Source organism: Streptosporangium sp. NPDC002607 (assembly GCF_053592655.1).
This window is the reverse complement of the sequence record NZ_JBSFWD010000001.1, coordinates 236,451-263,411: the sequence shown is the minus strand read 5'-3', so window position 1 is coordinate 263,411 and position 26,961 is coordinate 236,451. Positions and strand designations below refer to the sequence as shown.

Here is a 26,961-nt window from a genome sequence, read left to right as displayed (position 1 = left end):
AGCCGGTCCGCCGGTTATGATCAGCCTGCTATGTAAGAGACATATAGCTCGTCTGCAATTACCTCAATTTTAAGGCAAGAAGCGCCGAAGTCGATTAATAGTCCCGTCTGATTTGATGTTATTTCATTAATAATAGGCTGTACTCTCGACACAACGCGCCCGAGGATTTCCGTATAGGGCTCCTGGGTACTAACGTCGAATGCTGTGTATTTTCCGTGAGAGTTGACGTATTCCTCGTTTTCTCGACTTCGAGGTAAGGCGAGGGGGTCGATCCATGGTCCAGGATTTAACGAGAGAGACTCTGCGTCTGGCCCTACGCCGAAGTGAACGCACGTGCCTTCGGCGAAGGATAGTTCTATGAATCCTGCATCCCGTTCGACGATGCCTTTGAACTCATAGAATGCACACCTAACTTTGGCCAGTAGCTTGCCATCTAAATTTGCGCCGATCAACTTATCACCCTGGCCTTTTTCCACCAGTGATTGCCATCGTTTGGGAATGCTGTGACGAATGTTCCGTCTGGTTTTAGAACCACTAGCATATCACCCTTCTGGTAGAACCAGTGGTCCTTGCCGCCATTACGCCACTCCCCGTGCCGTACCTGATCTGGATTTTTGACCGCATATCTAATGGATTCCAGTATGCGGTTTCGAGCAGCGGCGTCGCCCACGGCCGCACCAAAGTGCCCTGCGTGCTGCCCCCATTTGTGGCCGAACTGTGCATTTGTAATAGTGAGTGGCGGACCAACAAAGCATGGATTTGCGTTGTGGACGAGGAGGTCAGCGCCTCCTGCAGCCACATGGTAAGTGTGGATGCCTTCTACCGTCAGATTGTAGACGCGCTGGTTGTCCTGAATGTACCGGTAGACGGAGACTAGTTCCAAGATCTCACCACTAGCGGAGAGGAGGCGCGTCCCGGCAGTCAGTTCACCTGCGTCGATCCATTGGCTTTGACCGACCGCCCAGACTGGATGTTCTGCCGTTGCGGTGACCTGCCCAACTTCGTCACCATCGCTGCCGTCTACATCGACCCGGAGCTGGGCGAGTTTTTTACTACCGAAGCTTGTAATCAGCCTAGTGACTACTCGACCTTCGCTCTTGCCCGTCTCGGGATCCGTTGCGATTACACGATCCCCCACGTTTACTTCTTCGATCGGCCTCAAAGAGCCGTCAGTCATGAGCACTTTGGTGCCGGGAAGGAAACTGCTACGACGACACGCATTAGCTATATCGACGAAAGCGCTGGCGGCTTTCCCTAACTTCTTTCCGAGCGCCTTTATTCCCTTTGATGCAGGGCCTCCGAAAATGTCGGAGGCCATGAGCATGCAGGAAATGAAGTCGCCACGTTTGCATGCCAGTGCATCGCCCGCAAGAAAGTCGATAGTTTTAAAGAGTAGCGATTTTTCGACGTTGTTTTTAATTAACTCCCACCACTGGTCGTCGGTCATGCCGGCCTGTGTTATCAAGTTGCTACATGCGCGAAGCTTTTTATCTGCCCCTTCCCCTGCGGGTATTTTCCCGCACTCTTGCTGAACGCCTCGTAGTGCGGCTAGTTGCGCTGCGGCAGCACGCCATTGCTCGCATGTCTCCTCTGATAAATCCTTGGTGCACTTTACCCAGGGGTCGACACTTCCTGCCTGATTTTGGGGCGAGTCAAAAAGAAGATATTCAAACTTCCCGCCCATGTCCTTCCATATAAGCCCTAGTATAAAATCGTCCAGGCTAGGGTCGTAGGCGGCCATAAATCTGTCCTGCAGTTCCGGGTCCGCTTTCCAGAAGTTGGTGCCCTCCACCACCGGCCTGCCGTTGGGCATGTATTTTTTGCCGAGCCTTTTGATTTCGTCAGGGCCGAGAAGTGGTAACAGTGCATACGACCCATAGTTCCGATTCCACCAGTAATTATCAGTTTTATCGTTGGAGCCGGTGTACACGCAGGCGCATACTGAGTTGCTCTCTGCGTGGGTGGCGTTCGGTGACAATGGCACGTCCCAACCGCGGGGGCGTCGATCCCAGTAGCTGCTTATGTCGATTGACTGCCAGTCGGAGCCACCAGTTGCACCGGAGCTCGCGTTGTTGATCTGGATGGAGCTGTGTCCGGTGGGGTCGGTGTTGGTGAGGGGGTTGGCGTTGGCGTAGGTGTAGCGGTTGGCCTGGACGGAGGGGGCGGGGTTGAGGGTGGCGGTGTCGCGGGAGGTGAAGGCGCCGGTGCCGGGCTGGTACCAGCGGGCGAGCATGTTGACCTTGCCGGTGTCCGGGTCGGTGTACTCGCCCTGGTAACCGAGAGTGCGCTGGGTGCCGGAGCGGTGGGTAACCTCGCCGAACGGGTCGTAAGCGACCGAGTCGACCAGGGCGGTGCCGGAGAAGGTTCCCACCACGTCACCGCGCAGGTCGTTCATCGTGGCGAGCCCGGGGCTGGCGCCTTCCTGCAGGCTGAGCAGTCCGCCAAACGGGTCGCGACCGTATTTGGCCAAGGGGTTGTTGGCGCCGTCGGCGACGGCGACGAGGTCGTTACTTAGCCCGGAGTAGGTGAAGCGCTGCTGGCTGCTGCCCGCGGTGCGTGACATCATCCGGTCCAGGGCGTCGTAGCCGTAGGTGGCCTCTCCGTCGGAGATGAGCCGGTCGAAGGCGTCGAAGACCAGGTTTCGGGTGGTGCCGCTGGTGGTTTCGGTGGCGGTGGTGCCGCGCGGGGTGTAGGTGTAGTCGACTCCGGCGCCGGAGGTCAGCCGGTTGCGCTGGTCGTAGACGAAGGTCTCGGCCCCGGCCTTGGTGCGGTTGCCGGAGGCGTCCCATTCGTAGGCGGTGACAGCGCCGCCGGGGGCAGTCCAGGAGGTCAGGCGTCCGGCGCGGTCGTAGCCGTAGGTGTTGACCCCGGCCCCGGCGGTGCCGGTGGTGGTCTTGGTGGTGAGGAGATCGTCCTTGTCCCACCCGTAGACGATCTTTGACAGCTCGGTGCCGGAGCTGTTCTTCAGGCTGTGGGAGGTGAGGCGATCCATAGCGTCGTAGCCGTAGGTCTGGGTGCCCACCGGGCTCGTGGAGGTCTTGGTGGTGAGCCGGCTGGCGTTGTCGTAGCCGTAGGTCCAGGTGCGTCCCGTCACCGGGTCGCTTGCGGTCTTTAGCCGGTCTGCGTTGTCCCAGGTGTAGTTCGCCGTCCCGGCCGGGTCGACGCGCTGGGTGGGGTTGCCCACGGCGTCGTAGGTGTAGGCGGCGACCTGATTGGTGGCCTTGGAGACCTTGGTCAGCAGGCTGCGGTCGTTGTATTCGAGGGTGTAGTCACCGACCGCGGTGACCCGGCCCGCTGCGTCGTAGGTGAAGCTCCGCGCCGGGGTGGCCACCGAGGCACCGCTGCCGCTTTCTTCGACCACCTGGCGCAGGGGGTCGAAGGTGCGGTCGATGCGCACTCCGCCCGGCTGCAGGGTGGCCACGGCGTTGCCGGAGGCGTCGTAGACGCTGGTCCAGGTCCGGTCGGCGGCATTGGGGTGGGCCGTGGTGGCCGGTTCGATGACCGACTCGACCAGGCCGAGGGTGTTGTAGCCGGTCCAGGTCGCGTTGCCTCGGCCGTCGGTGGTGCGGGTACGTGCCCCGGTGGCGTCGTAGCCGAACGTCGAGGTGATCGACGTGCCCGCGGCGACCGGTTCGACGAGGGAGGTCATCCGGCCCAGCGCGTCGAACTGTCGCTGGGTGACGTGCCCTTCGGCGGAGGTGGTGCTGGTCGGGTTGCCGGCCGGGTCGTAGCCGAAGCCGAACGTGCGCACAACGCTTTCGGTGCTTCCGGTTCTGGTCAGGTCCTTGGCCGCGGTCTTACGACCGGCGAGGTCATAGGTGGCCTCGGTGGCGTTGCCCAGCGCGTCGGTCACCTTGGTCTGCCGGCCCAGGAGGTCATAGGCGATGGTGGAGGTGTGGGTGAGCGGGTCGGTTACGTCGGTGACCTCACCGGCGGCGTTGACCACATAGGTGGTGGTCTTGTTCCCGGGGGCGGGTGCGACGCTCTGGGTGAGGTTGCCCGCGGTGTCGTAGGTCAGCCTGGTGGTGTGCGCGGCGGTGGTGGGCCTGCGCTCGATCTGCGTCTGGGTGATCGTACGGCCCAGATCGTCGTAGGTGGCCTCGGTGCGCGCCCCGGTGGGGTCGATGGCCGCGAGCTGCTCGCCCAGCAGATCGTACTCCGCCACTCGCACGCCGCCCGGCCCGGAGGGGCCGGGTTCGGTGACCTTGACCGGGCGGCCCAGCGCGTCGTAGGTCGTGGAGGTGACGTGGTTGCGCGGGTCGGTGACCGTGGTCTGGCGGCTCGCCGCGTCGTAGCCGTAGGTGATCTTGGGGATGAGGGCGCTGCCACCCGGTGGGGTGTAGGACGGGGCGATGGTCGAGGTGAGGCGTCCGGCCTTGTCGAAGGTCGAGGTGAGGGTTCGTCCCTCGGCGTCGACCGTATGAGTCTGCAGTCCGGCACTGTTATAGCCGTAGGTCAAGGTGGGCTGGCCGGCGGCGGCGGACCCGTTCTTCTCGATGGTCACCTGCGGTGATTTGACCTCTACCAGTTGGCCGATGAGGTCGTAGCGCATTGTGGTGGTGAAGTCCGCGGGCGTGGCGCCGGAGGCATTGCCACGCGGATCGACGGTTGCGGTCAGCAACCCGCGGTCGTCGTAGGTGCTGGTGGTGACCAGGTCGTCGGCGCCGTTCTCCACCGTCTGCCGGGTCATCTGGTTCAGTGCGTTGTAGGTGTAGGAGGTGAATTCGGTGCGGGTGGTGCCCGCGGCGGTGAAGGTCTCCTTGGTGATGTTGCCGGCCGCGTCGTACTCGAAAGCGGTCTTGCGCTTGAGAGCGGCGGGGTCGAGCGTGGTGGAGGTGAGAAGGCCCGCGGCGTCGTAGACGGACTCGACGGTGGTTTTGCCGCCGCCGCTGACCTGCTGGACGAGGTTACCGGCCGGGTCGTACTCACTGGACTGCAACACCACATCGGCCGGGGTGGCAGAACCGTTGAGCTTGACGTCGTCGCCGATCGTTTTGGCCTGCCGGTTGTCCATCCAGTAGGTGTAGGCCGTCTTGCGGCCCATCGCGTCGATCTGACCGGCCAGTCGGCCGCCGGGGTCATAGGAGGAGGAGCTCAGCACCACATCCTGCGGGGCCTGCGGGTTGACCGGGCTGCCGGTCCAGTTCTTCAGCGTGGTAGAGGCCGGCTGGCCGCGCTTGGTGTAGGCGAAGGTGACAACCGTGCCCATTGGGTCGGTCGTCGACGCCTTGGCGCCGGTGACGTCCCAGGTGGAGGCGCTCACCCCGCTCTCGGGATCGGTGACTGTCGCGACTCGCCCCAAGATGTCGTAGGTGTAGGTGGTGGTGCGGGCGGCGTCGCCACCGGTCAGGTCGGCCACGGTGGTGGTGAGCGGGTTGCCGTCGGCGTCGTAGGTCAGCGTGGTCTGGGCGGTGTGGGTCACATTGGTGACCTCGTTCTCCACCCCGGGAGCGGTGCGGGTCAGCAGCCGGCCCAGGCCGTTGTAGGTGAACGTCGCGGTGATACCGCCAGGGTGGGCCTGGGAGACCTCGGTGCTGGAGATCACCTGGCCCACCGCGTCGTAGACCAACGTGGTCTTCACCCCCGATGGGCTGGTCTGCTCGGCCAGATCCCCAGAAGCGGTGTAGCGGTAGGTCGTCTCGTTGCCCTTGGGGTCCTTGGCCGACTTCAGCAACCCGGCCGAAGTGGTGCCGCCGCCGATCGCGGGCTCGGTGCCGTCGGTGTAGGAGGAGATCACCGAGCGGCCGGTGGGAAAGTCCGGGGTGGCCGGGCTGGTCACCTTCGCCACCTCACCGTGGGTGGTGTACTCGGTGACGGTGGCGAAGGTATTGTCGGTCTCAGAGGCCGAACGCCCATCGCGATGTACGGTCACCTGGTCATTGCGCGGATCGAAGGCATCAGCCGTGTTGAGGTAGTACGTCCAGCGGTCGATCGCGCATTCGCCGACGGCGCGGCAGTACTTGCGGGCGATGAGATTGCCGCGCTCGTCGAAGTAGACGTCGTTGACGATGTTGTTGCGGTCGATCAGCTTGGCCAAAGAGCCCGACAGGTTGTACTCAAACCACGAGGTGTGGCCTAGCTGGTCGGTGGCGCCAATGATGCGGTAGCCGCGCCAGGCGTCGTAGAGGTACTTCAGCTCCTCGTTGCGCGGGTCGACCACGGTGACGCGGGCGGCGCCGTTTTGCGGGTCGTAGGTCTGTGCGCCGATCTGCCAGGTGCCGCCGTTGCGGTCGACGTGGGTTTTGAGCCGGTCGGTGGCCGCGTCGTAGGTGTTGGCCGCCCACACCCGGCCCGAGGGCAGCGCAACCCCGGTGAGTTTGTGCGCCGCCTCGGCCCGGGCGCCGTGGTGGGCGGCGACCTCGGCCGCGGTCAGCGGCTTGTCATAGAGGGCGACCTCGTCAATAAGGCCTTTGAACGCGAACGCCGCCCGCGGGGTGGGCACCGCCGGGGAGGTGGCCGGGTCGGCGACGCCGTTGCCGATCGTCGCGCTGTTGCGCCAGGCGGTCACCGCCGCGGTGAGGGTGCCGACCTGCGCCCCGTCCAGGAACAACGTCTGGTCCTGGCCCGAGACGGTCAAAGCGACGTGGTGCCAGGCGTTGTCGTTGACCACACCGGTCGAGGTGATCGGCGCGGCGACCGCGGCCAGCGAGCCGCGCAGCTTGCCGTCGGTGCCGACATACAGCATCGGCCCCCACGGAATCCCGCTCGTCTCCTGGGTGCCGGCGGCCATCAGCACCCCGGACTGGGCCGTTTTGAACCACATCTCCACCGAGATCTGATCGCCCAGATGCGGCACCGTGTGCGCGGGCAGCTTCACCGCCGAGCCGGTGGTGAACTCCACCGCGGTGTCGGTGCTGCCGGCCAGCGCGCCGGGCTTGGCGTAGGCGACCGACTGGTAGGTGGCATCGGCCGCGCCCGCCCCCTGGTCGGCGGCCACCGTCCCGGAGGCCTCGCCCAGCCGCCAGTAGGCGTACGGGTCGGAGTCCAGCACCCGGCTGCGGTACTGCGATCCGCTGCCGTAAGCGTAGTGGGCGCAGTTGGGGGCGGCCACCGGCGCGCACACCCCGGTCAACCGGCCGGCGTCGTAGTGGTAGGTCCAGGTCAGCGGCGTGCCGCCCACCGGGTCGCTGGAGACGGCGCTGACGTGATCACCACTCCAGGTGAACGTCAGCGACCGCCCGCCCGTCGCCGTCACCGTGGCCAGCTTCCCACCGGTGCCATACGTCAGCTCCTGGCCGCGGCCCTGCGAATCGGTGATCTCGGTCAACCGGCCCTGGGCGTCGAAGGCATAGGAGGTGGCCGACTTGTCCATCAACCGCCAGGTGCCGCCGCTTTCCTCGGCCAAGGTGGCGTGCATGCCCGGCGGCGGCTGAAACACCCCCGCCCCGGTCCCCATGAACCGCACCTGCCGCCCGTCGGGATAGGTCACCAGCGCTGAGACGACCGCGCCCCGTGTCTCTTTGACGAGCTTCATGTCCCAGCGGGTCGACCAGCCCGCCCCGAAGATCCCATCGGTACGCGGGTCCATGCTGTTGTAAGAGCGCGCTACCGACAGCGGAGGCCCCGCGGTCGGAATCGATAAATCGGTGGCGGCGGTGGTGTAGTTGCCGCTCTGCTGGTCAAACTCCTGGCCGCCGACTCCGGAGGTGGACAGCTGCGAGGTGATCACCGGCTGGCGCACCCCGGTGACGAACGTGTGCACCGCCGAGACGGTGGTCAGGGAGTTGGTGGTGTCGGTGATGGTCACGGTCCACCAGTACTGCTTGGCCCACGCCAGTTTCGCCGCCGGAACCTTCCACGTGCTCACCCCGGCCGCCAGGGTGCCCGAGGAGGTGCAGCCCGTCCCGGTCATCGTCGCCTTGTCGCAGATCTTGAACGCATATCGCAATGTCCCGCCCAGGGGGCTGCGCCCCTGCGCCCGCAAGGTGGGGGTCAGCGAATCCATCAACATCCCGCTGCGCGGGAAAGCGTTCAGCAGCAACGGCTCATTCGCCAGCAACGCGGCCCGCTGTTGCGCCGGCGCGGCCGACGTCTTCGATAGCGGCCCGGTTTGCGTGCCCGCCTCCCGCTGATCGACAAACCGCTCCTCGACCGGAACCGCGTCCTGGGGAGGTTCGATGTCCGAGCGCCATTGCCCCTCAACCACCGCCGCCGACATTTCCGTGGTCGCCTCGCTGCCGACCAGGGTCGGAAAACCAGCCGCCGACCCGGTCAATTGCCGGGGGGTCACCAAAGGCGCCGCCAAGGCCGAGGTCACCGGGTCAGCGGCCGCGAGGGCGGGCAATGCGGGAATTTGCAGCAATCCTGGAACGACTGCGAGTAACGCCAGACGAGCCCAGTGGGCCGAGCGCGACCATGACACATTCCGGCGCATACGCCGTCACCCTCCGAACAAGTCAGCGCGAGACCCGAACGCCCTCGCGTTACCCCAGCCCGTCAAAGGTCCGGACACAGCCGGGGTCAACGGTTCGGAGTGCAACAGATATGAGCAAACGATCAGAAATTACCCATAGATCATCTAACCTCGCAAGATCTACATAAGGAACAAATAAAAGACGTTTTAGCCAGGTTTCACCTGAGAACTTGCCGTATGTGTACACGATGAATCACTGCGGGTTACGAATTGCGGGGCCTGTGCTCTGGTATAGAAGGAGATGCGTCGGCTCTCCGCATGCTCCCCGGATAAGTTCCGTTATCCAGGGAGTCTCGGTATGATCTCCCCGGATAACATCCAGCCGGGCCCGGAGCTAACGCCGGAAAAACTCCCCGGATAATAAGGAGGAAGGGTCCGGAGGGTGACCGCGAGTGCCGACAACAAGATCAACAACGGTGGCGAGGACACAATCGGCAACCAGGTTGACGACCGGGGCGGCAATCAAGGTGGCGATCAGAACGGCGGCCCAGTCGACAACCGCATTGCCGATCGGCGAGGGATTAGCGCGGGCAACGTGGTGGCGATCCGGCCCGGCCTCGACCCGGGATCGGTGACCGCCGCCGCGGAGGTGGCGTTGGCCGCGTTCGGCACGCATCTCGATCGGTGCGCGCTGGCGGCGAACACGGTGACCGCCTACCGCCGCCAAGCGATCGCCTACCGCGACTGGCTACTCGCGCACGCGGCCGAGCACGCGGACGCGTTCGTCGACCTGGTCGGCGCCGAGGCCGCGGTTACCGCCTGGCGCCGCCACCTGCTCGCCGCGGGCGCGTCGCCGGCGACGGTGAATCAGGCCTTGGCGGCGGTGACGTTGCTGTATGAGCACGGGCCCGCGCTGCGCCTGGCGGTCAAACGCGCCCGGATCCCCAAGCCTGGAGCTCCGGATGCGTTGTCGCGGGCGCAGGAGAACGCGGTCCGCCGCGCCGCCGACCGGCGCGGCCCCCGTGACTCAGCCCTCATCGCCCTGCTCCTCGGCGCCGGAGCCCGCGCCGAGGAATGCCAGCGCCTGCGCGTCGGCGACATACCGATCACCGCACGCAGCGGCACCGCCCGCCTGCACGGCAAAGGCGACGAGGTCCGCACCGTCCCGCTGCCGGTCCCAGCCCGCGAACGCCTGACCGCCTGGCTGCTCGCGCGCGCCGAGTTGCTGGCCGCGCGGCCCGCCCTGGCGGACGCGGTCGGCGAAGGACTGTGGGCCGGCCAGCGCGGACGGCTGTCGGTCGACGGCGTCACCGACGTGGTCCGCGCGGTCGGCAAGGATGCCGGACTGCCAGGCCTGCGCCCGCACCGGCTGCGCCACACCTACGCCACCCGGCTGCGCGAAGCCGACGCCGACCACGCCCAGATCCAAGCCCTCCTGGGACACGCCTCCATCGAGACCACCGCCCGCTACTTCCGCGCCTCGGCCACCGAGGTCGCCGACCTCGTCGACCGCGCCCTCGACTACTGATCTAAGGAATAACCCCACAGTTCCCTGAGCCCTCCATCGTGGCCATAGCTCCAGGACCTGGGCGTTCTCCGTACAGGGCACGTCGCTTTGACGGTTGAAGGGGTCTCGGGATCGGTGAAGCCTCTTCCTCTTCGTTGAGGTTTTTGTCGTGGTGGTGAAGCCGAGGAGCCGTGTGCTGGCCCGGGCCGGGGATGACTCGGTCCGGTGCTGGGCACCGCCCTGGCAGAGGACGCCTGCTCATGCGGGGGTTGGCACCGTACACCGGCTCAGGCGCCTTGACTGCTCGCCGGGCCGGGGGGTCTCGCGTCGCCGGGCCTTGGGGCGCCGCCCGGTGCCGCTCCGGGAACGGCTGACCGTAGACGGCCTTGGGTTCCGGGGAACCCAAGGGTGCACAACCTCCCAGACCACCCCAACAGCCTGGACTCGACCTTTGGGTTCGCGGGAACTCTGGGATTTCCACCCGGTCGGCAAGAAGCTCGGCCAAGCCGAGGTCTCTTCACAAATCGTGAAGCTACTTCAACTCAGTGTGATCGTGCTGAGGAAGGCGGAAAGTCCCTGGTCCCAGGCCGCAGCGGCGGTATCCGAGAGCGGCAGACATAGTCGGAACTCAGGGGTTATTTCTTACGCTGCCTTTCGCGAGCTCTGGGAGAAGACGCAACCCAGCCGGAACCGTCAAAAACGATCTTCTTTAACGGCGGGCGAGAATCGCGGCCGCTCGAGTCTTCCTCGCAGGCCGATGATGGCCGTTGCGAAGCCGCACCTCCAGGTAGTCGTCCCTCGCTTCGCTCGGGCCGCTCCACCTGGACCTGTGGCTTCGCAACGGCCGATTCGGCTGCTGCCGAGGAAGAGCCCGGAGCCCGAGAGGGAGGAACCTCGAAGGTGCGTGGCATTGCACGCACGACGTTCTGAAGGGATGAAGCTCGAAGGGACGCGTGGAGGGGGTCAGCGGCCTTCGAGGTCTTTCACGCGAGACTCCAGACCTTCTATGCGTTCGGCCAGCCGGCGCACCTCGGTCATCGCCTGCTGAAGTTCGGAGGACGGCTCATTCTGGTCAGGAGTCTTGACCACGTATGTGCCGCGCGTCGATTGCGTGCTGATCAGGCCATCGCGCGCAAGTTCGTCCAAGGCCCGACGGACCGTCTCAACGGCCACGCCGTAGCGCTGGGCCAACTGTCGCCGCGCCGGAAGCCGCTCGCCGAGCTTGAGTCGACCTGCCGCCACCTCTTGACGCAGGTCGTCTGCAATCTGCAGGTAGGCAGGCCGAGGATCGCTGAAATCAGGCACGGACACAACACCAAGGCTAAGCCCTTCAGCTGTACCAGGAAAGCACAGTTGAGCTATACCTAGATTGAACTAGTACAGTATGGTCTACCTAGATCGAATTGATCGCCAGGCAAGAAGGAAAGGTAAGAGCAATCGCCATGGGCTGACGGCTCCGACACGGTGTGATGTCGCCGTGCTTCGGATCACTAGCCGGATGGATGTGCGCGCATGGCAAATCAGCGGCATGGCGTGAAGGTGATGAGGACAGCAGGGGGTCGCGGGGCGCTGAAGCGCAAGGTGAATCTTCTGACTTCTTGAGTCAAGACCAGCAAAGTGATTTGTGTCATCATGGTAGATACGTCTGCTACGTACGTGATTCCTGGAACACGAGGGGGTGAGACGTCTGGGGGAGCACCAGTAGATGAGAAGCGGACAACTGTGCATGTCGGCGTAGCTGAACAGCTTCCCGCCGAATCATGAAGTTGGCCCTCTGCGAGTTAACTACAGGAGGACCCGGCGCCCGCATTGCTTGGAGGCTGGCTGGCGCCGGGCCTCCCATCAGACCCACTCGAAGGGAGTAGGTCATGTTCAGCATCCCATCCATCGCGAGCACAGACACCCTAGGGATGCCTCAATGGCTCATGCGTCGGCTGCTGACTCTCGTCACCACTCTGACGGGACGCGGGCATCTTGACAAGATCTCAGCGATCGGAGTCAACGCCGGTGGCTGACACCGTCTGGCTGTCGTCAGATGGCCCCCATGGTGACGACTACACCAGCGAGGTCGCCGCAGCCGTATCCGAGGCCGTTCGCGTCCTCAACCACGCCACGCTCTCCCATGTCGGCGTCACCTATCCGTCCACCGTGTACGACGTCCTCGGCCGTATCAGCATTTCGACAGCTGGGCTTGACCAACTGCTGGGGCAACTCGGCGAGGCGTTGCGGCGCATGCAGGAATCCGGGCAACTGGGTGACGACCATGGCGACCCCGGCGAGCGTCTTGACAAGGCTCTGTCAGAACTTACGGCGGCCCGGAAGACAGCACGTGACCTCGCGCTCCGAATCAACCGTGCCTTCAACACCACGGCCGCTCTGCATCTGACGGACAGAGGCAGGCGCTAGATGAAACGGGAAGGGCTGTACTTCGACGACCGATTCCCGACTCGGAGGCAGGTAGCAGGCCTGTCGGACGCCGCATTTCGTATACATTTCACAGCGATCTTCTGGTGTGCCCACAACCTGACCGACGGTGCGGTACTCCAGGAAGACCTGATCGACGTGTGTCCGCGAGTGCGAAAGCCGCTGCGCTTCATCGCCGAACTCGTGTCCCGGGGTACCTGGCATCTGCCTGGCGAGGAGTGTCCCTCCGATCTCTGCCCGGCGCCTGTGGCTAAGGGGTGGGTGATCCATGACTTCTTCGCATTCGTGCCCGCTAAGGAGCGGGCGGAGAAAGAACGGAAGGCCAACGCCGAGCGGCAGAAGAGGTGGCGAGACAAGCGACGCAACCGGATCGAGCCACACGCCGTCGACGGTGGCGTTAGTAACGCCAAACGTAACGCGTTACTAACGCCACGCAGCTCCGTCCAGTCCCCGAAGGGGACTAGGACGGAAGAAGATGCAGACAATCAGTCGTCTTCTCGTCGTAACGCGCGTGCCTGGGCGAACGACGACGACTCCATCGATCGCGGTATCGTCCAGCTCCTGGCTGAGTTGACCGGCCGCGAGATCCGCCTCCTCGACGCGGCCGCGATCCGCCACACGATCCTCGATGGCCGGTCCGTCAAACACCGCAGTCGCTACGTGGCCAAGGCAATCAAGGAAGACCCCGACAAGTTCCTGCCTGCGGTCGAGGGCGTCGAGCCCAGTCCGTCGCTGAGAATCGCCCCAGACTGGTGCGGTCACTGCGACGAGCGCACCCGGCAGATGGAACTTCGCGACAACACTGTGGCGCGCTGCCCGGCGTGCCACCCACTCGTAGCTAAGAGACCTGCGTCATGACCAGACGCAAAGCACCGTCCTGCTTGAGAAAACACCGCAGGCAGCCCGTGCTTTCGACGTCACGGAAACATCCGACCCGCCGCCCTGCCGAGGTGCCAGCCGCAACGTGCGGATCTACGCCAAGGTACGGCGGCAAAACGGCCCCGACTCCAGTACCGCCAAGCACGTCGCCGGGGCCGCACCCCTACCCGCCGGCAACGAACGCATAGGAGCGCCTCTCATCATGACCGCATCCACCACTCGTAAACAGCCGACTCCGCACATCGTCTTACCAAGTGGACCGCCCCGCCTGACGCCCAGCGCCGCCACGGAACTGCTCGCCATCCTGCTGGAGGCTCACCAAGCCATGCTTGTCAACCACCCCAACGCCGCATAGGACCCATGAACACCATCCGCTTCGCCTTCTACGGCCGGGTCTCCACCGAGGACAAGCAGGATCCCCAGTCCTCGCGAGGCTGGCAGATCACCCGCTCCCGCGCGCTCATCGAGTCGCGCGGGGGCGTGATCGTCACCGAGTTCTTCGACGTCGACAAGTCCCGCTCGATCCCCTGGCAGCGCCGCCCGCACGCGGCGGCGCTGCTCGCCGAATTACGCAACCCCAACCGCGGCTTCGACGCGGTGGTGATCGGTGAGCCGCAACGAGCCTTCTACGGCAACCAGTACGGCCTGACCTTTCCCGTCTTCGAGCACTTCAGGGTTCCGCTCTGGGTGCCCGAGGTGGGCGGCCCCATCGACCCGAACAACGAGGCTCATGACCTCGTCATGAGCGTGTTCGCCGGTATGAGCAAGGGCGAGCGCAATCGCATCAAGATCCGCGTGCGCAGCGCCATGAAGGCCCAAGCCCAGGTGGAAGGCCGCTTCCTCGGGGGCAGGCCGCCGTACGGCTATCGCTTGGCTGATGCCGGCCCCCATCCCAATCCCGCCAAGGCGGCCGAAGGCAAGCGGCAGCACCGATTGGAACTCGACGAGTTCGCCGCTGCCGTCGTGGCCCGGATCTTCGATGAGTTCCTGGAGGGCCGTGGTCTCTACGCCATCGCCGAACGTCTGAGCGCCGACGGCGTTCCCTGCCCTTCGGCCCATGACCCGGGCCGCAACCGCCACAGATCCGGGATCGCATGGTCCAAGAGCGCAATACGGGCCATAATCACCAATCCTCGCTACACCGGCCGCCAGGTCTGGAACCGGCAGCGAAAGGACGAGGTCCTCATCGACGTTGACGACGTCGGCCTCGGCCACGCCACCAAGCTCCGCTGGAACACGCGCGAGGAGTGGGTGTGGTCCGACGAGATCGCGCAACCGCCGATCGTGACCGCAGAGGACTTCGAGGTCGTCCAAGAGTTGCTCGCCGGGCGCGGTGGGCGGCAGACCGGCCGCGGCCTCAAGGCCGCGAGCCACACATACATCCTCCGAGGGCTGCTCTTCTGCGGAGTATGTGATCGACGGATGCAGGGCAACTGGTCCAACGAGGCGCCGTACTACCGGTGCCGCTTTCCCGAGGAGTACGCCCTGGCGAATCGGGTCGTGCACCCTCGCAATGTCTACATCCGAGAGGACGCGATCGTTCCGAAGCTTGATCGCTGGCTGGGGAGGTTGTTCGTTCCTCACCGAGTCGATGAGACGCTCGGCCTTCTGGTCGAAGCTCAGCGGATCGAGCCGTCGGAGCATGAGAGTCTCGCCGTGGCGCGGCGTCAACTGGCTGAATGCGATCGAAAGCTCGCCCAGCATCGCGCCGCGCTGGAGGCGGGTGCGGACCCTGCCGTGGTCGCCGGCTGGATCCGAGAGGAACAAGCCAAGAAGATCCGAGCCGAAGCACAGCTACGCCGTGAACCGAACCGCAGGCGGCAGCTAACCCGAGACGACCTTGCGAAGGTGATGAACACCATGGGTGACGCAGTACGGCTTCTGGGAAAGGCTGAGCCGGTCAGGAAGGCCCGGCTGTACGCCGGGCTCGGCGTTCGGCTGACCTATCACCCCAGCAAAAGAAGAATCCTGGTCAGCTCTACGTCTGACCAGGACCTCATGGGCGAATCGAACGTGTCCGAGGGGGGACTTGAACCCCCATGCCCCGCAAAGGGCACTAGCACCTCAAGCTAGCGCGTCTGCCTATTCCGCCACCCGGACGTGGTGCCTGCACGCGGGACCGTCATCCCGCGTCGGCGGACTTAGGTTAGCAAACTCTTGAGCTTGCGTCATATCGGTAGGAGGGCGGGTGCGGACGGGGTGCCGGGAAGGAGGGTACGGCGGGAGGATGGGGGGGAAGCCGTACCGAACTCAAGGAGTCCACATGGCCACGCTCAACGGTGAGGATGAGGTCGTCGGGCTGTGCCGCGACCTGATCAGGATCGACTCGACCAACGCGGGTGACAATTCGGGGCCCGGGGAGCGGGCCGCCGCCGAGTACGTGGCCGAGAAGCTGGCCGAGGTCGGGCTGGAGCCGCAGATCCTGGAGTCGGACAGGGGGCGGGCCAACGTGATCGCCCGCATCGCGGGGGAGGACTCCTCGCGGGACGCGCTGCTGCTGCACGGACATCTGGACGTCGTGCCCTTCAACGCCGCCGACTGGGCCCACCACCCGCTCAGCGGTGAGATCGCGGACGGCTGCGTCTGGGGGCGCGGCGCGGTCGACATGAAGGACATGGACGCGATGATCCTCGCGGTCGTACGACAGCGGCTCAGCGAGGGGCGTCGGCCGCCGAGGGACGTGGTGCTGGCCTTCACCGCCGACGAGGAGGCCGGGGGCCACTACGGCGCGCAGTGGCTGGTCTCAGAGCACAAGGACCTGTTCGACGGGTGCTCCGAGGCGATCGGTGAGGTGGGTGGGTTCAGCGTCTCCATCGACGAGGCGCGCAGGCTCTATCTGATCGAGGCGGCCGAGAAGGGCATCGCCTGGATGCGCCTGACCGCCACCGGCCGGGCCGGGCACGGCTCGATGCTCAACGCGGAGAACGCGGTCACCGAGCTGGCCGAGGCGGTGGGCCGCATCGGCCGGTACGAGTGGCCGGTACGGATGACACAGACGGTGAGGACGTTCCTGGAGGAGACCTCCAGGGCGCTGGAGCTGGAGCTTGACCTGGACGACGCGGAGAAGACCGTCGCCAGACTGGGGCCGCTGGCGCGGATGATCGGCGCCACGCTGCGCAACACCACCAACCCCACGATGCTGGAGGCCGGTTACAAGGCCAATGTGATCCCCCAGGCCGCTACCGCGCACGTGGACGGCCGCTTCCTGCCGGGATATGAGGACGAGTTCTTCCAGACCGTCGACGAACTGCTCGGCCCCAATGTGACTAGGGAGTTCATCTACCACGACATCGCCATCGAGACCGGTTTCGACGGGCCGCTGGTGCGCGCGATGGCCGACGCCCTCCTCGCCGAGGACCCGGGCGCGCTGGCCGTGCCGTACACGCTGTCGGGGGGTACGGACCTGAAGGCGTTCAGCCGGATGGGAATCCGGGGGTTCGGGTTCGCGCCGCTGAAGCTCCCCGCCGACCTGGACTTTTCCGGGATGTTCCATGGGGTGGACGAGAGGGTGCCGGTGGATTCGTTGCGGTTCGGGGTCCGGGTTCTTGACCGATTCCTGGACGGCTGCTGATCCGTTCTCGGGAAATCCGTTGCGTTGACTCCACGTAGTGCTAACGTGACTCTCCGTTGAAGGGTGGCTCGTGTCCAAGCGGGCCTGTCCAGGAGCTTTGGGAGGCCATGTGGCGCACGTGCCGCACGAGCAGTGGAGGGCGTCCTCGCCCGCTGCTCGACGCGTGCCCGTGGCCTTCTCCGTCGACGACACGATCCCCGACCGGGCTGACCGGATGGCGCGGTTCGCGGCCGGCACCCGGTGGGGCATCAGGCAAGCCCTCGCCATCGGCGGCCTCCTGGCCGCCGCATGGCTGCTCGCGATCGTCTTCGGCTTTCTCAGTGCCACTCCCGCGGTCGCGGACGCCACCGCGGCGACAGGAGTGGCCCGTTCCCAGACCCTTGACGCTGCCGCTTCCGGATCGGCTTCAAAGGTCGATGACTTCCCCACGGGCAGCGGCAAACCGTCGGCGACGGACAACGCCGAAGCCATGGCGGGGCGAGGTGTGGACGGGCTCACCAGCCACTCCAAGCCGGGGGCCCCGGCACCCGCCACCGTCGACCACGGTTCTGGCAGCAATGGATTCGTGCCCCAGAGCGGTGGTGGATCCGGCCTCTTCGGCTCGGGTCCGGGGGATGTCGCGTGGTTCGCCTACGACCCGCGACTGGCGACACAGCGTGTTCCGCTGGCGTTCGTGCTCCCCCCGGTCGTCCGCACAGCGGCGGACGACCCTTCTTTCTCTCCTGACTGACATCGTCTTGTAGACCGGCCTGATCTCCTTTCGAGTGATCCGCCGGTCGCGGAGCCTGTCTCGACCCTCCGTCCCCAGGAGAGCCGCTCCACCGGTGAGCGACGAGCAGGCCGACGAGTCAGCCAGTTCCCAACTCCTCATGACGGCCCGCCTGGGCCTCCGCTGTGCGGACCTGTCCGGTCCTCGCATGGCTCTCGCATGCCCTCACGAGGGTTCAAGGTCCCCCCGAGACTGCTAGGAGCTTCAATCATGCGTACGTGGGTTAGGGGCACGGCCCCTGCGGCACTGCTCGCACTGGGTGTCATGGCCATGGGCGGCGGTACGGCCTTCGCCGACACCGACGGTGACCACTCGATCGCCGGAGGCAACCAGGTCAACCTTCCGATCACCCTGCCGATCGACATCAGCGGAAACGCCGTCGCTGTGGCCGGACAGTCGGCCGCCTCCTCCGAGGGCGGCGCGTCCGTCGAGAACGGCGGTGGCGGCGGCGCGGGGGGCAACGAGACCTCCGGGAGAGGCAGCGTCCTGGGGGGTAACCAGGTGGTGGCGCCGATCACCGCGCCCGTCAACGCCTGCGGCAACGCGGTGTCGGTGATCGGCCGTTCCGAGGCGGGCTGCCGAGGCGGTGCCTCGGTGCGGAACCAGGGCGGGAACGGCGGCGGTGCCGGCGGCAACCGCACGAACGGTGATCACAGCATCGGCGGCGGCAACCAGGTGGTCGCGCCGATCACCGCGCCGATCAACGCCTGCGGCAACTCTTTCGCGATCTTCGGTGGGGCAACCGCCGGTTGCCGGGGTGGTGCCTCGGTGAGCAATCAGGGCGGTGGCAGCGGCGGTGCCGGTGGCAACCGCACCTCCGGGCGGGGCAGCGTCCTGGGTGGCAACCAGGTGGTGGCGCCGATCACCGCGCCGATCAACATCTGCGGCAACTCGGTCGCCGTCGTCGGCGAGGCGTTCTCCGGCTGCGAGGGCGGTGCCGAGGTCGTCGGCGGCAGGCCCGGCAGGCCGGGGCAGCCCGGTGGTCCTGGGCACCCTGGCGGTCCTGGGCACCCCGGTGGTCCCGGGCACCCTGGCGGGCCCGGACAGCCTGGTGGTCCCGGGCACCCAGGTGGTCCGGGACGGCCGGGTGGCCCCGGAGAGCACGGCGGCCCTGGCAAGCCCGACTGGCCGGGTAAGCCGGGTTACGGCGGTCACGGAGGCCACGAGGGGCATGGAGACCACGGCGACCACGGCGGCCACGGCGGAGGCTGGGAGCGCGGCCCGCGTCCCGGCGGCCCCGGCTCGGGCTACGGCCGGCCAGGAAACGACACCGACGGGCGCTTCGGAGCCGGTAGCGGCAATCAGGTGGTCGCGCCGATCACCGCGCCCGCCAACGTCTGCGGCAGCGCCGTCGGCAACGGCCAGGCGGGCTGCCCGGGCGGTTCGTCCGCGGGGACGGGCCAGGGCGGCGGCGGTGCGGGCGGCAACCGCACCTCCGGGCGGGGCAGCGTCCTGGGTGGCAACCAGGTGGTGGCGCCGATCACCGCGCCGATCAACGTCTGCGGCAACGCGGTGGCCGTCCTGGGTGGAGCCTTCGCCGGCTGCCAGGGTGGTGCGTCCGTCGGGACCGGTGGTCCCGGTGGCGGCGGTGCCGGTGGCAACCGTACGAACGGTGATCACAGCATCGGCGGCGGTAACCAGGTGGTGGCGCCGATCACCGTGCCGATCAACGTCTGCGGCAACGCGGTGGGCGTGCTCGGCCGGGCCGCGGCCGGGTGCAGGGGCGGCGCCTCGGTCTCCGGCGGCGCGGGTGCGGGGGCCGGTGGCAACCGCACCTCCGGGCAGGGCAGCGTCCTGGGTGGCAACCAGGTGGTCGCGCCGATCACCGCGCCGATCAACATCTGCGGCAACGCGGTCGCCGTCCTGGGCGACGCCGCCGCGGGCTGCCTCGGCGGCTCCCGTGCCGGAGGGCCGGGCGGTGGCCAGTGGGGCGGCCACAACGGCGGTCAGTGGGGTGGCCACGAGGGTGGTCACCGGGGCGGACCCAAGGGCGGCCACAACGGCGGCCGAGGCGACTGGGACGGCAAGCCCAGCAGGCACAGGACCAGTAGCCTGCTGTCCGTCCTCCCCGCCGTTCCGGGGATCGGCGGCGAGGCCGGTCAGGCGTCGCTGTCCGACGCCCGCGGTGCCCAGGAGGCGGGCCAGTCCCGGCTTCCGGCCGCCGCCGGTCTGCCCGAGCTCCCCGTCATGCCCGCCACCCCGGTGAGCAAGCGGGCCGCGGCGGCCGACAGTAGCTCGCCGCTGGCTCCCGTTACGGGCCTGACGTCCTCCACCCCGGCCGGTGACCTGCCGATCCGTGACCTGGGTCTGATGAGTGCCGCTCAGCCCGTCGGCGTGACCGGAATGAACGTCGGTTCCCTGGTCACCCTGCTGATCGGGGCGCTGGCCGCGGCCTCCGCGACCGTCTTCGGCACCACCCGCCGCATCCGTTTCGGTAAAAAGTAAGGCATTAGTCACCCATTAGGCATGCCTTCCTCAGAGCCACTGAGGAAGGCGCGCAGACGCCTCGACGGCGGCGAGACAGGATGACCGCGCCTGCGTGGTGCGGTGCTCGCTCGCGTGGCGAGGCACGGAAGCTTTGCCCGTTCCGGGGGCGCGGCCCGGGGCGGGCAAAGCCATGTCTGGAATCACATCGTCCTGGTCACACGTATGATCTTCCGGCGCAGCCGGACGTCTCGGCGGCCATCGGGATACAGTCGCAGGCGGTCGAGCTCCCAGTCGCCGTATTCTGCATGTTCGGTCAGTATCCGGCGGGCTGCGTCCCGTGAGGTGCCACGCGGGAGGTGGAGAACCAAGTAGGAGTAGTCCAGCACAGCGATTAGTCTCCGAGGGTGAGCCGAGGGACGTCGACACTCATAGGGCTTTATTCTGCGTCCTTGCGGCTTTCCTTGGGAGTGTTCCCGACTCAGATCGGGTAACCCGAGGGGAAGTAAACGGGGAACGAATGCGAACAGCGAGGTAGGAAGCAGCGTGCCAGCCAAGAACGGCAACGCCGGCGGAAACCGCCTGGTGATCGTCGAGTCGCCTTCCAAGGCGAAGACCATCGCCGGGTACCTCGGCCGCGGCTACGTCGTGGAGTCCAGCATCGGGCATATTCGTGATCTCCCTGAGAAGGCCGACGACATCCCTGAGAAGTACAAGGGAGAGTCCTGGGCACGCCTCGGCGTCAATGTGGATCACGAGTTTGAGCCGCTCTACGTCGTCAACCACGACAAGAAGGCGCAGGTGAGCAAGCTCAAGCAGCTGCTCAAGGACGCCGACGAGCTCTATCTCGCCACTGACGAGGATCGCGAGGGCGAGGCGATCGCCTGGCACCTCCGCGAGGTGCTCAATCCCAAGGTCCCGGTGCACCGCATGGTGTTCCACGAGATCACCCCGCGGGCGATCCAGGAGGCGGTGGCCAATCCCCGCGCCCTGAACCTGCGGCTGGTCGACGCCCAGGAGACCCGGCGCATTCTCGACCGTCTCTACGGCTACGAGGTCAGCCCGGTCCTGTGGAAGAAGGTCAAGCCCCGGCTTTCGGCCGGGCGCGTGCAGTCCGTGGCGACCCGGCTGGTCGTGGAGCGCGAGCGCGAGCGCCTGGCGTTCACCAGCGCGAGTTACTGGGACCTGCAGGCGCTGCTCGACACCGGTGGTGACGAGGTTCCGCACGAGTTCACCGCCATGCTGACCGGCGTGGACGGAAAGCGCGTCGCCCAGGGCCGGGACTTCGCGAGCAACGGCACCCTCAAGAGCGCCGATGTGCTTCACCTGGACGAGCAGGCCGCCCAGGCCCTGGCCGGGCGCCTGGCCGGTGTGCCGTACAAGGTCAGGTCGGTCGAGCGCAAGCCGTACACCCGCAAGCCGTACGCGCCGTTCAGGACGACCACGCTGCAGCAGGAGGCCAGCCGCAAGCTGGGCTTCTCCGCGAAGTCGACCATGCAGGTCGCCCAGCGCCTCTACGAGAACGGCTTCATCACCTACATGCGGACCGACAGCATCACGCTGTCGGAGACCGCTGTCGCCGCCGCCCGCAGCCAGGCCATCAAGCTTTACGGCTCGGCCTATGTGCCCGACAAGCCGCGCGTCTACGCCAGCAAGGTGAAGAACGCGCAGGAGGCGCACGAGGCGATCCGTCCCTCGGGTGAGGAGTTCCGCACGCCGGGCGAGACCGGGCTGAGCGGTGACATGTTCCGCCTGTACGAGCTGATCTGGCAGCGGACCGTGGCCTCCCAGATGAAGGACGCGGTCGGCGAGTCGGTCACCGTCAAGGTGGACGGCACGTCCAGTTCGGGGGAGCAGGTCGAGTTCAGTGCCTCCGGGCGGACCATCACCTTCCACGGTTTCCTGAAGGCCTATGTCGAGGGCGCGGACGACCCGTCCACCGACCGCGACGACTCCGAGAAGCGCCTGCCGAACCTGAGCGAGAACGACCCGCTCACCGCGTCCGCGCTGAACGTGCTGTCGCACGCCACCAAGCCGCCGGCCCGGTACACGGAGGCGTCGCTGATCAAGGAGCTGGAAGACCGGGAGATCGGCCGTCCCTCGACGTACGCGTCGATCATCGGAACGATTCTGGACCGCGGCTACGTCTTCAAGAAGGGCACCGCCCTGGTGCCGTCCTTCCTGGCGTTCGCGGTGGTCAACCTGCTGGAGCAGCACTTCGGCCACCTCGTCGACTACGACTTCACCGCCGACATGGAGAAGGTCCTCGACGACATCGCCAACGACCGGGCGGAGCGGGTGCCCGAGCTGCGCCGGTTCTACTTCGGTGTGGACGGCGGCGAGGGTCTGAAGGAAATGGTCACCGACCTCGGTGAGATCGACGCCAAGGAGATCAGCTCGTTCTCGATCAGGGGCACCGACATCATGATCCGGGTGGGCCGCTACGGTCCGTACCTGGACCGGGAGGGTGTCCGGGTGAACGTGCCGGAGGACCTGGCCCCCGACGAGCTCACCGCTTCGATGGCCGAGGAGCTGTTCTCCCGCCCGACGGGTGACCGGGAACTGGGCAAGGACCCGGTGACCGGGCACGTGATCGTGGCCAAGGACGGCCGCTTCGGTCCGTACGTCACCGAGATCCTGCCGGTGGAGACGCCTCCGGCCGAGGGCAAGAAGAAGACCAAGAAGGCCGACGCCCCCAAGCCGCGCACCGGGTCGCTGCTCAAGTCGATGTCCCTGGACACCGTCACCCTTGAGGACGCCCTGCTTCTGCTCTCGCTGCCGAGGGTGCTCGGGGTGATCGACGACCAGGAGGTCACGGCGCAGAACGGCAAGTTCGGGCCGTACATCAAGAAGGGCACCGACTCTCGTTCCCTGGGGTCGGAGGAGGAACTGTTCACGGTCACCCTCGATCGGGCCAAGGAGTTGTTCGCCCAGCCCAAGACCAGGGGCAGGCGGGCCGCGGCCGCGCCGCCGCTGCGCGAGCTGGGTGAGGACTCGGTCTCCAAGAAGCCGATCGTGGTGAAGGAGGGGCGGTTCGGGCCCTACGTCACCGACGGGGAGACCAACGCCTCGCTGCGCAAGGGGGACGAGGTCGAGCAGATCACCACCGAACGCGCCGCCGAGCTTCTCGCCGACCGTCGCGCCCGAGGCCCGGCGCCCAAGCGTCCCCGCACCACCCGGGCCAAGGCCAAGGCCTGACGCCGCCGGGCCAGGACCCCTCGTACCGGGGCCCTGGCCCGCGGGGTTTCCGCACCCGCTGGGAACGCATTCGCCGTTTCGGGCGTTCTTCGGAACGCGCCGGGACGGCCGGTGGGCGCGAGAGGGAAGGCAAGTGACGATCGTGGGCTTCGTGTCGCTGGTCATCTGTGCGATCACGGTGGTCCACTACTACCTGTGGCGTCGCCTGGTCCGTTCGACCACCCGGCCGGGGCGGACCCGCCGGGTGCTGACCTGGATCCTCGTCGGCCTGGCGGTGCTCGCCCCCGTGACGCTGATCGTCTCCCGCAGTGAGTGGGGGCACTTCCTGGCGTGGCCGGGATTCTTCTGGATCGCGACGATGTTCTACCTCGTCGTGTTCCTGGTGGTCCTGGAGATCCCCAGGGCCGTGGCCCTGCTGGTGGTGCGCGGGATGGAGCATCGGGCCGAGCGGCACCTGGTGCCGCCGGGGGTGGCCGCCCGCCGTGCGAAACGAGCCGCGCAGCCGGAGCTCGCCGTTCGATCCGAAACCGTCGGCACACCGGCGTCCGTGGCCGCCGTTCACCCCGAGCACTCCCTCCGGCCCGTCTCCACGGCCCAGACGGACCGTGGAGAGTCCCCGGTCGGTGGGGTGGTCGTCGTACCGGGTCCTGGAGGCACGCCGCGCGGCGGAGGGGCGAAGGACACGGCAGGCGGGCTGAGCAGGAGGCTGTTCATCGCCCGTACGGCGGCGGTCGCCGCCGGGGCGGGGGCGCTCGGCACGATCGGGTTCGGGATCAGGACCGCCCTCGGGGACCCGGTCATCGAGTCGGCCGGGGTGGTGCTGCCCAGGCTGGATCCACGCCTGAACGGCCTGCGGTTCGCGGTCGTCAGCGACATCCACCTGGGCCCGCTCACCGGTACGGAGCACACCCGGCGCATCGTCCGCATGATCAACTCACTGGAGGCCGACGTGGTCGCCGTCGTCGGCGACCTGGTCGACGGCACGGTGGCCGAGCTCGGCCCGCTGGCCAGGCCGCTGAAGGACCTCGAATCCCGTTACGGCGCCTACTTCGTCACCGGTAACCACGAGTACTACACCGCCAACGGCCCGCAGGAGTGGATCGAGGAGCTCCGCGAGCTCGGCATCCGCCCGCTGGGCAACGAGCGTGTGGAGATCGCCCACGGGGGAGCCGTGCTCGATCTCGCCGGGGTCAACGACGTCGGCGGTGTCGCATCGGGTGACGGCCCGGACTTCGAGCGGGCGCTGGGTGGCCGTGACCGCTCCCGGTCCACGGTCCTGCTCGCCCACCAGCCGGTCCAGGCGGTCCAGGCGGCCACCTACGGGGTGGACCTCCAGCTGTCCGGCCACACGCACGGAGGGCAGATGGTCCCCTTCAATCTGATCATCCCGATGCAGCAGCCGGTCGTCTCCGGTCTCGGCGAGGTGGACGGCACCCAGGTCTACGTGACGCGGGGCGCGGGTTTCTGGGGGCCGCCGGTCCGGGTGGGCGCCCCACCCGAGATAACCCTGCTGGAAGTCAGCAACGAGAGGCTCCGGTAGCCCGGCACCGATCGGGAGAGCCGGCCAGGGCGCGGAGACGCATCACTGGAAACACGAGCATCTGACGCTTCTTTTCGGGTGTGGCACCTGCGGGGCACAGGGTGGAGGCATTACCCTCATGCGACGGGCAGCCGGGCATTTCCGCCTGGCTCATGTTTTCCCCAGCCCAGCGAGCACCTGGATACGCTGACACTATGACCACCCTTGGCCGGAGCACCGCGCGACGTAAGCCCCCCCACGTGCTGGCCAACACCCCGTTCCGCAAGCTGTGGACGGCGATGTCGGTGTGCAGCCTCGGAGACTGGCTCAACCTGCTGGCACTGACCGCCCTGGCGGGCAACCTCACGGTGGGGTCCGGCTACAAGGTCCAGAGTCTGGCCATCGGAGGCGTCTTCGTGGCGAAGATGCTCCCCGCCATCCTGCTGGGCCCGCTCGCCGGCGCGTTCGCCGACCGGTTCGACCGGCGGATGACGATGTTCTTCTGCGACTTCCTGCGCTTCGCGCTGGTGTTGTCGATCCCGCTGATCGGCAACTACCAGTGGGTGATCATCGCTACCTTCCTGGTCGAGTGCGTCAACCTCTTCTGGGTTCCGGCCAAGGACGCCACGGTGCCCAACCTGGTGCCCAAGGAGCGACTGGAGGAGGCCAACCAGCTCAACCTCCTGGTCACCTACGGGACCGCGCCGATCGCCGCGCTGCTGTTCGCGGTGCTGTCGGTCGCCGACGACGCCCTGGGCAACCTGGTGCCGTTCTTCGCCCAGCGGGAGACCTACCTGGCGCTGTTCATCAACGCGCTCGCCTACCTGGTCTCGGCCTTCATCATCCTTTCGCTCAAGGACATCCCGAAGGCCGGCGCGCGGGCCGCGACCTCCACGCCGTCGGTGCTGCGGCAGATCTTCGAGGGCTGGCGGTTCGTCGGCGGCAACCGGCTGATCCGCGGCCTGATCATCGGCATGCTGGGCGCGTTCGCCGCCGGCGGCGCGGTGGTCGGGGTGGCCAAGATCTACGTGGACGCGCTGGGCGGCGGCGACGCGGCGTACGGCGTGGTCTTCGGGGCGGTCTTCGTCGGCATGGCGTCCGGCATGTTCTTCGGGCCGAGGCTGCTGAGGGAGCTGTCGCGGCGGCGGTTGTTCGGCCTGTCGATCGTGGTGGCCGGGGTGGTCCTCGTCGCGATCGCGCTCGTCCACAACCTGGTGATCGTCGTCCTGCTGACCGTGCTGCTCGGCGCGTGCGCGGGAATCGCCTGGATCATCGGCTACACGATGATCGGGCTGGAGGTGGACGACAACCTGCGGGGCCGCACGTTCTCCTTCCTGCAGTCGCTCGCCCGGGTGACCCTGCTGCTGGTGGTCGCGGTCGCGCCGACCCTGGCGGGCCTGTTCGGCGAGCGGGAGATCAGGGTCGGGCAGGAGCCGGTCTACCAGTTCGACGGCTCCAACCTGGTGCTGCTGGTCGGCGGGTTGCTCGCGGTGGCCGTCGGGGCCGTCGCGCTACGGCAGATGGACGACCGCAGGGGCGTCTCGATCGTCGCCGACCTGATCGCCGCGGCGCGCGGGGAGCGGTTCACCCCCGAGAGCGTCGAGCAGGCGCGCGGGATGTTCATCGCCTTCGAGGGCGGTGAGGGGTCGGGCAAGACCACCCAGTCCAGGCTGCTGGCGATCTGGCTGCGCGACCAGGGGTTCGACGTCGTACAGACCCGTGAGCCGGGCTCGACCAAGGTGGGCATGCGGCTGCGCGCGATCCTGCTCGACGCGGTGCACCAGGGACTGTCCGCGAGGTCGGAGGCCCTGTTGTACGCGGCCGACCGGGCCGAGCATGTGGAGAAGGTCATCCACCCGGCCCTCCAGCGGGGTTCCATGGTGATCTCCGACCGGTACGTCGACTCGTCGCTGGCCTACCAGGGCGCGGGCCGGGCGCTGGACATCGAGGACGTCAAGAGGATCAACGGCTGGGCCACCGGTGGGCTCGTTCCCGATCTCACCGTGCTCATCGACACTCCGCCGTCGGTGGGGCTGGCCCGGCTGGGCGGGGCCGCCGACCGCATCGAGTCGGAGCCGCTGGAGTTCCACGAGCGCGTCCGCCGCGAGTTCCGGGCACTGGCCGCCGCGGAGCCGGATCGTTACCTGGTCGTCGACGGGACCCTGACCCAGGAAGGGATCTCCTCGCTCATCTACGACCGGGTCCGCGAGATCATGCCCGACCCGGTGCCACAGGAGTCGGAGGACGTCACCGGGACCATCCCGGCGATCCGTGACTGACCCGGTGCCTCCGCGAGCCGTGAGCGGAGCCGAGGTCG

At 66.9% G+C, this 26,961-nt stretch carries 13 protein-coding genes, 1 tRNA gene and 1 pseudogene; 10 read left to right on the top strand and 5 right to left on the bottom strand.

Features of this window, described 5'->3' with window-relative positions; all coding sequences use genetic code 11:
• Positions 1–20: 20 nt before the first annotated feature.
• Together ACWD3H_RS01165 and ACWD3H_RS01160 are read right to left on the bottom strand one after the other, a co-directional pair.
• Positions 21–476, bottom strand: coding sequence for a hypothetical protein (locus tag ACWD3H_RS01165; RefSeq protein ID WP_451953600.1), 456 nt, complete (start codon positions 474–476; stop codon positions 21–23).
• A complete protein-coding gene (locus tag ACWD3H_RS01160) occupies positions 449–8,302 on the bottom strand; it encodes a LamG-like jellyroll fold domain-containing protein (RefSeq protein ID WP_451953599.1) in 7,854 nt (2,617 codons plus the stop codon). The genes ACWD3H_RS01165 and ACWD3H_RS01160 overlap by 28 nt, the downstream gene beginning before the upstream one ends.
• A gap of 493 nt (positions 8,303–8,795) precedes the next feature.
• Here ACWD3H_RS01160 and ACWD3H_RS01155 point away from each other — a divergent pair, with 493 nt between their 5' ends.
• The gene (locus tag ACWD3H_RS01155) at positions 8,796–9,881 is read left to right on the top strand and encodes a tyrosine-type recombinase/integrase (RefSeq protein WP_451953598.1); all 1,086 of its coding nucleotides are present in this window, start codon (positions 8,796–8,798) and stop codon (positions 9,879–9,881) included.
• Positions 9,882–10,823: 942 nt separating this feature from the next.
• On the opposite strand, the gene ACWD3H_RS01150 is transcribed toward ACWD3H_RS01155, so the two are convergent.
• Positions 10,824–11,171, bottom strand: coding sequence for a GntR family transcriptional regulator (locus ACWD3H_RS01150; protein ID WP_355510402.1), 348 nt, complete (start codon positions 11,169–11,171; stop codon positions 10,824–10,826).
• 696 nt (positions 11,172–11,867) lie between these two features.
• Here ACWD3H_RS01150 and ACWD3H_RS01145 point away from each other — a divergent pair.
• From ACWD3H_RS01145 to ACWD3H_RS01135, 3 genes and pseudogenes are all read left to right on the top strand, one after another.
• A complete protein-coding gene (locus ACWD3H_RS01145) occupies positions 11,868–12,266 on the top strand; it encodes a hypothetical protein (protein ID WP_451953597.1) in 399 nt (132 codons plus the stop codon).
• Positions 12,267–13,142, top strand: a complete 876-nt coding sequence (locus tag ACWD3H_RS01140) for a hypothetical protein (protein WP_451953596.1) — start codon at positions 12,267–12,269, stop codon at positions 13,140–13,142. It begins immediately after the preceding gene.
• 381 nt (positions 13,143–13,523) lie between these two features.
• Positions 13,524–14,642, top strand: a pseudogene (locus ACWD3H_RS01135) (recombinase family protein); the annotation flags it as partial.
• Between the two features lie 535 nt (positions 14,643–15,177).
• On the opposite strand, the gene ACWD3H_RS01130 reads toward ACWD3H_RS01135, so the two are convergent.
• A tRNA-Leu gene (locus ACWD3H_RS01130) sits at positions 15,178–15,263 on the bottom strand.
• A 163-nt stretch (positions 15,264–15,426) separates the two neighbouring features.
• Here ACWD3H_RS01130 and ACWD3H_RS01125 point away from each other — a divergent pair.
• The 3 genes from ACWD3H_RS01125 (at position 15,427) to ACWD3H_RS01115 (ending at position 19,948) form a co-directional block, all read left to right on the top strand.
• Positions 15,427–16,734, top strand: a complete 1,308-nt coding sequence (locus tag ACWD3H_RS01125; RefSeq protein ID WP_451953595.1) for a M20/M25/M40 family metallo-hydrolase — start codon at positions 15,427–15,429, stop codon at positions 16,732–16,734.
• A gap of 109 nt (positions 16,735–16,843) precedes the next feature.
• Positions 16,844–17,464 (top strand): hypothetical protein, encoded by a 621-nt coding sequence (locus tag ACWD3H_RS01120; RefSeq protein ID WP_451953594.1) that lies wholly within the window; start codon positions 16,844–16,846, stop codon positions 17,462–17,464.
• A gap of 249 nt (positions 17,465–17,713) precedes the next feature.
• The gene (locus ACWD3H_RS01115; RefSeq protein ID WP_451953593.1) at positions 17,714–19,948 is read left to right on the top strand and encodes a chaplin family protein; all 2,235 of its coding nucleotides are present in this window, start codon (positions 17,714–17,716) and stop codon (positions 19,946–19,948) included.
• A gap of 182 nt (positions 19,949–20,130) precedes the next feature.
• Here ACWD3H_RS01115 and ACWD3H_RS01110 read toward each other — a convergent pair whose 3' ends face one another.
• Positions 20,131–20,547 carry a DUF5703 family protein gene (locus tag ACWD3H_RS01110; RefSeq protein WP_425427982.1) on the bottom strand — a complete coding sequence of 139 codons (417 nt, stop codon included), beginning with the start codon at positions 20,545–20,547 and terminating at the stop codon, positions 20,131–20,133.
• On the opposite strand from ACWD3H_RS01110, the gene topA reads away from it, so the two are divergent.
• From topA to tmk, 3 genes are all read left to right on the top strand, one after another.
• The gene (gene topA, locus ACWD3H_RS01105) at positions 20,474–23,125 is read left to right on the top strand and encodes a type I DNA topoisomerase (protein WP_355547387.1); all 2,652 of its coding nucleotides are present in this window, start codon (positions 20,474–20,476) and stop codon (positions 23,123–23,125) included. The genes ACWD3H_RS01110 and topA overlap by 74 nt on opposite strands.
• A 133-nt stretch (positions 23,126–23,258) precedes the next feature.
• A complete protein-coding gene (locus ACWD3H_RS01100) occupies positions 23,259–24,665 on the top strand; it encodes a metallophosphoesterase (RefSeq protein WP_451953592.1) in 1,407 nt (468 codons plus the stop codon).
• A 194-nt stretch (positions 24,666–24,859) separates the two neighbouring features.
• Positions 24,860–26,923: a dTMP kinase gene (gene tmk / locus ACWD3H_RS01095; RefSeq protein WP_451953591.1), complete on the top strand. Its 2,064-nt coding sequence runs from the start codon at positions 24,860–24,862 to the stop codon at positions 26,921–26,923.
• Positions 26,924–26,961 lie beyond the last annotated feature (38 nt).

Bases quoted from the DNA above. Each gene is read 5' to 3' on its own strand.
- ACWD3H_RS01140 (WP_451953596.1), top strand. From the start codon at position 12,267: ATGAAACGGGAAGGGCTGTACTTCGACGACCGATTCCCGACTCGGAGG.
- ACWD3H_RS01125 (WP_451953595.1), top strand. From the start codon at position 15,427: ATGGCCACGCTCAACGGTGAGGATGAGGTCGTCGGGCTGTGCCGCGAC.
- ACWD3H_RS01115 (WP_451953593.1), top strand. From the start codon at position 17,714: ATGCGTACGTGGGTTAGGGGCACGGCCCCTGCGGCACTGCTCGCACTG.
- ACWD3H_RS01110 (WP_425427982.1), bottom strand. From the start codon at position 20,547: ATGGTCTTCGCCTTGGAAGGCGACTCGACGATCACCAGGCGGTTTCCG.
- tmk (WP_451953591.1), top strand. From the start codon at position 24,860: ATGACCACCCTTGGCCGGAGCACCGCGCGACGTAAGCCCCCCCACGTG.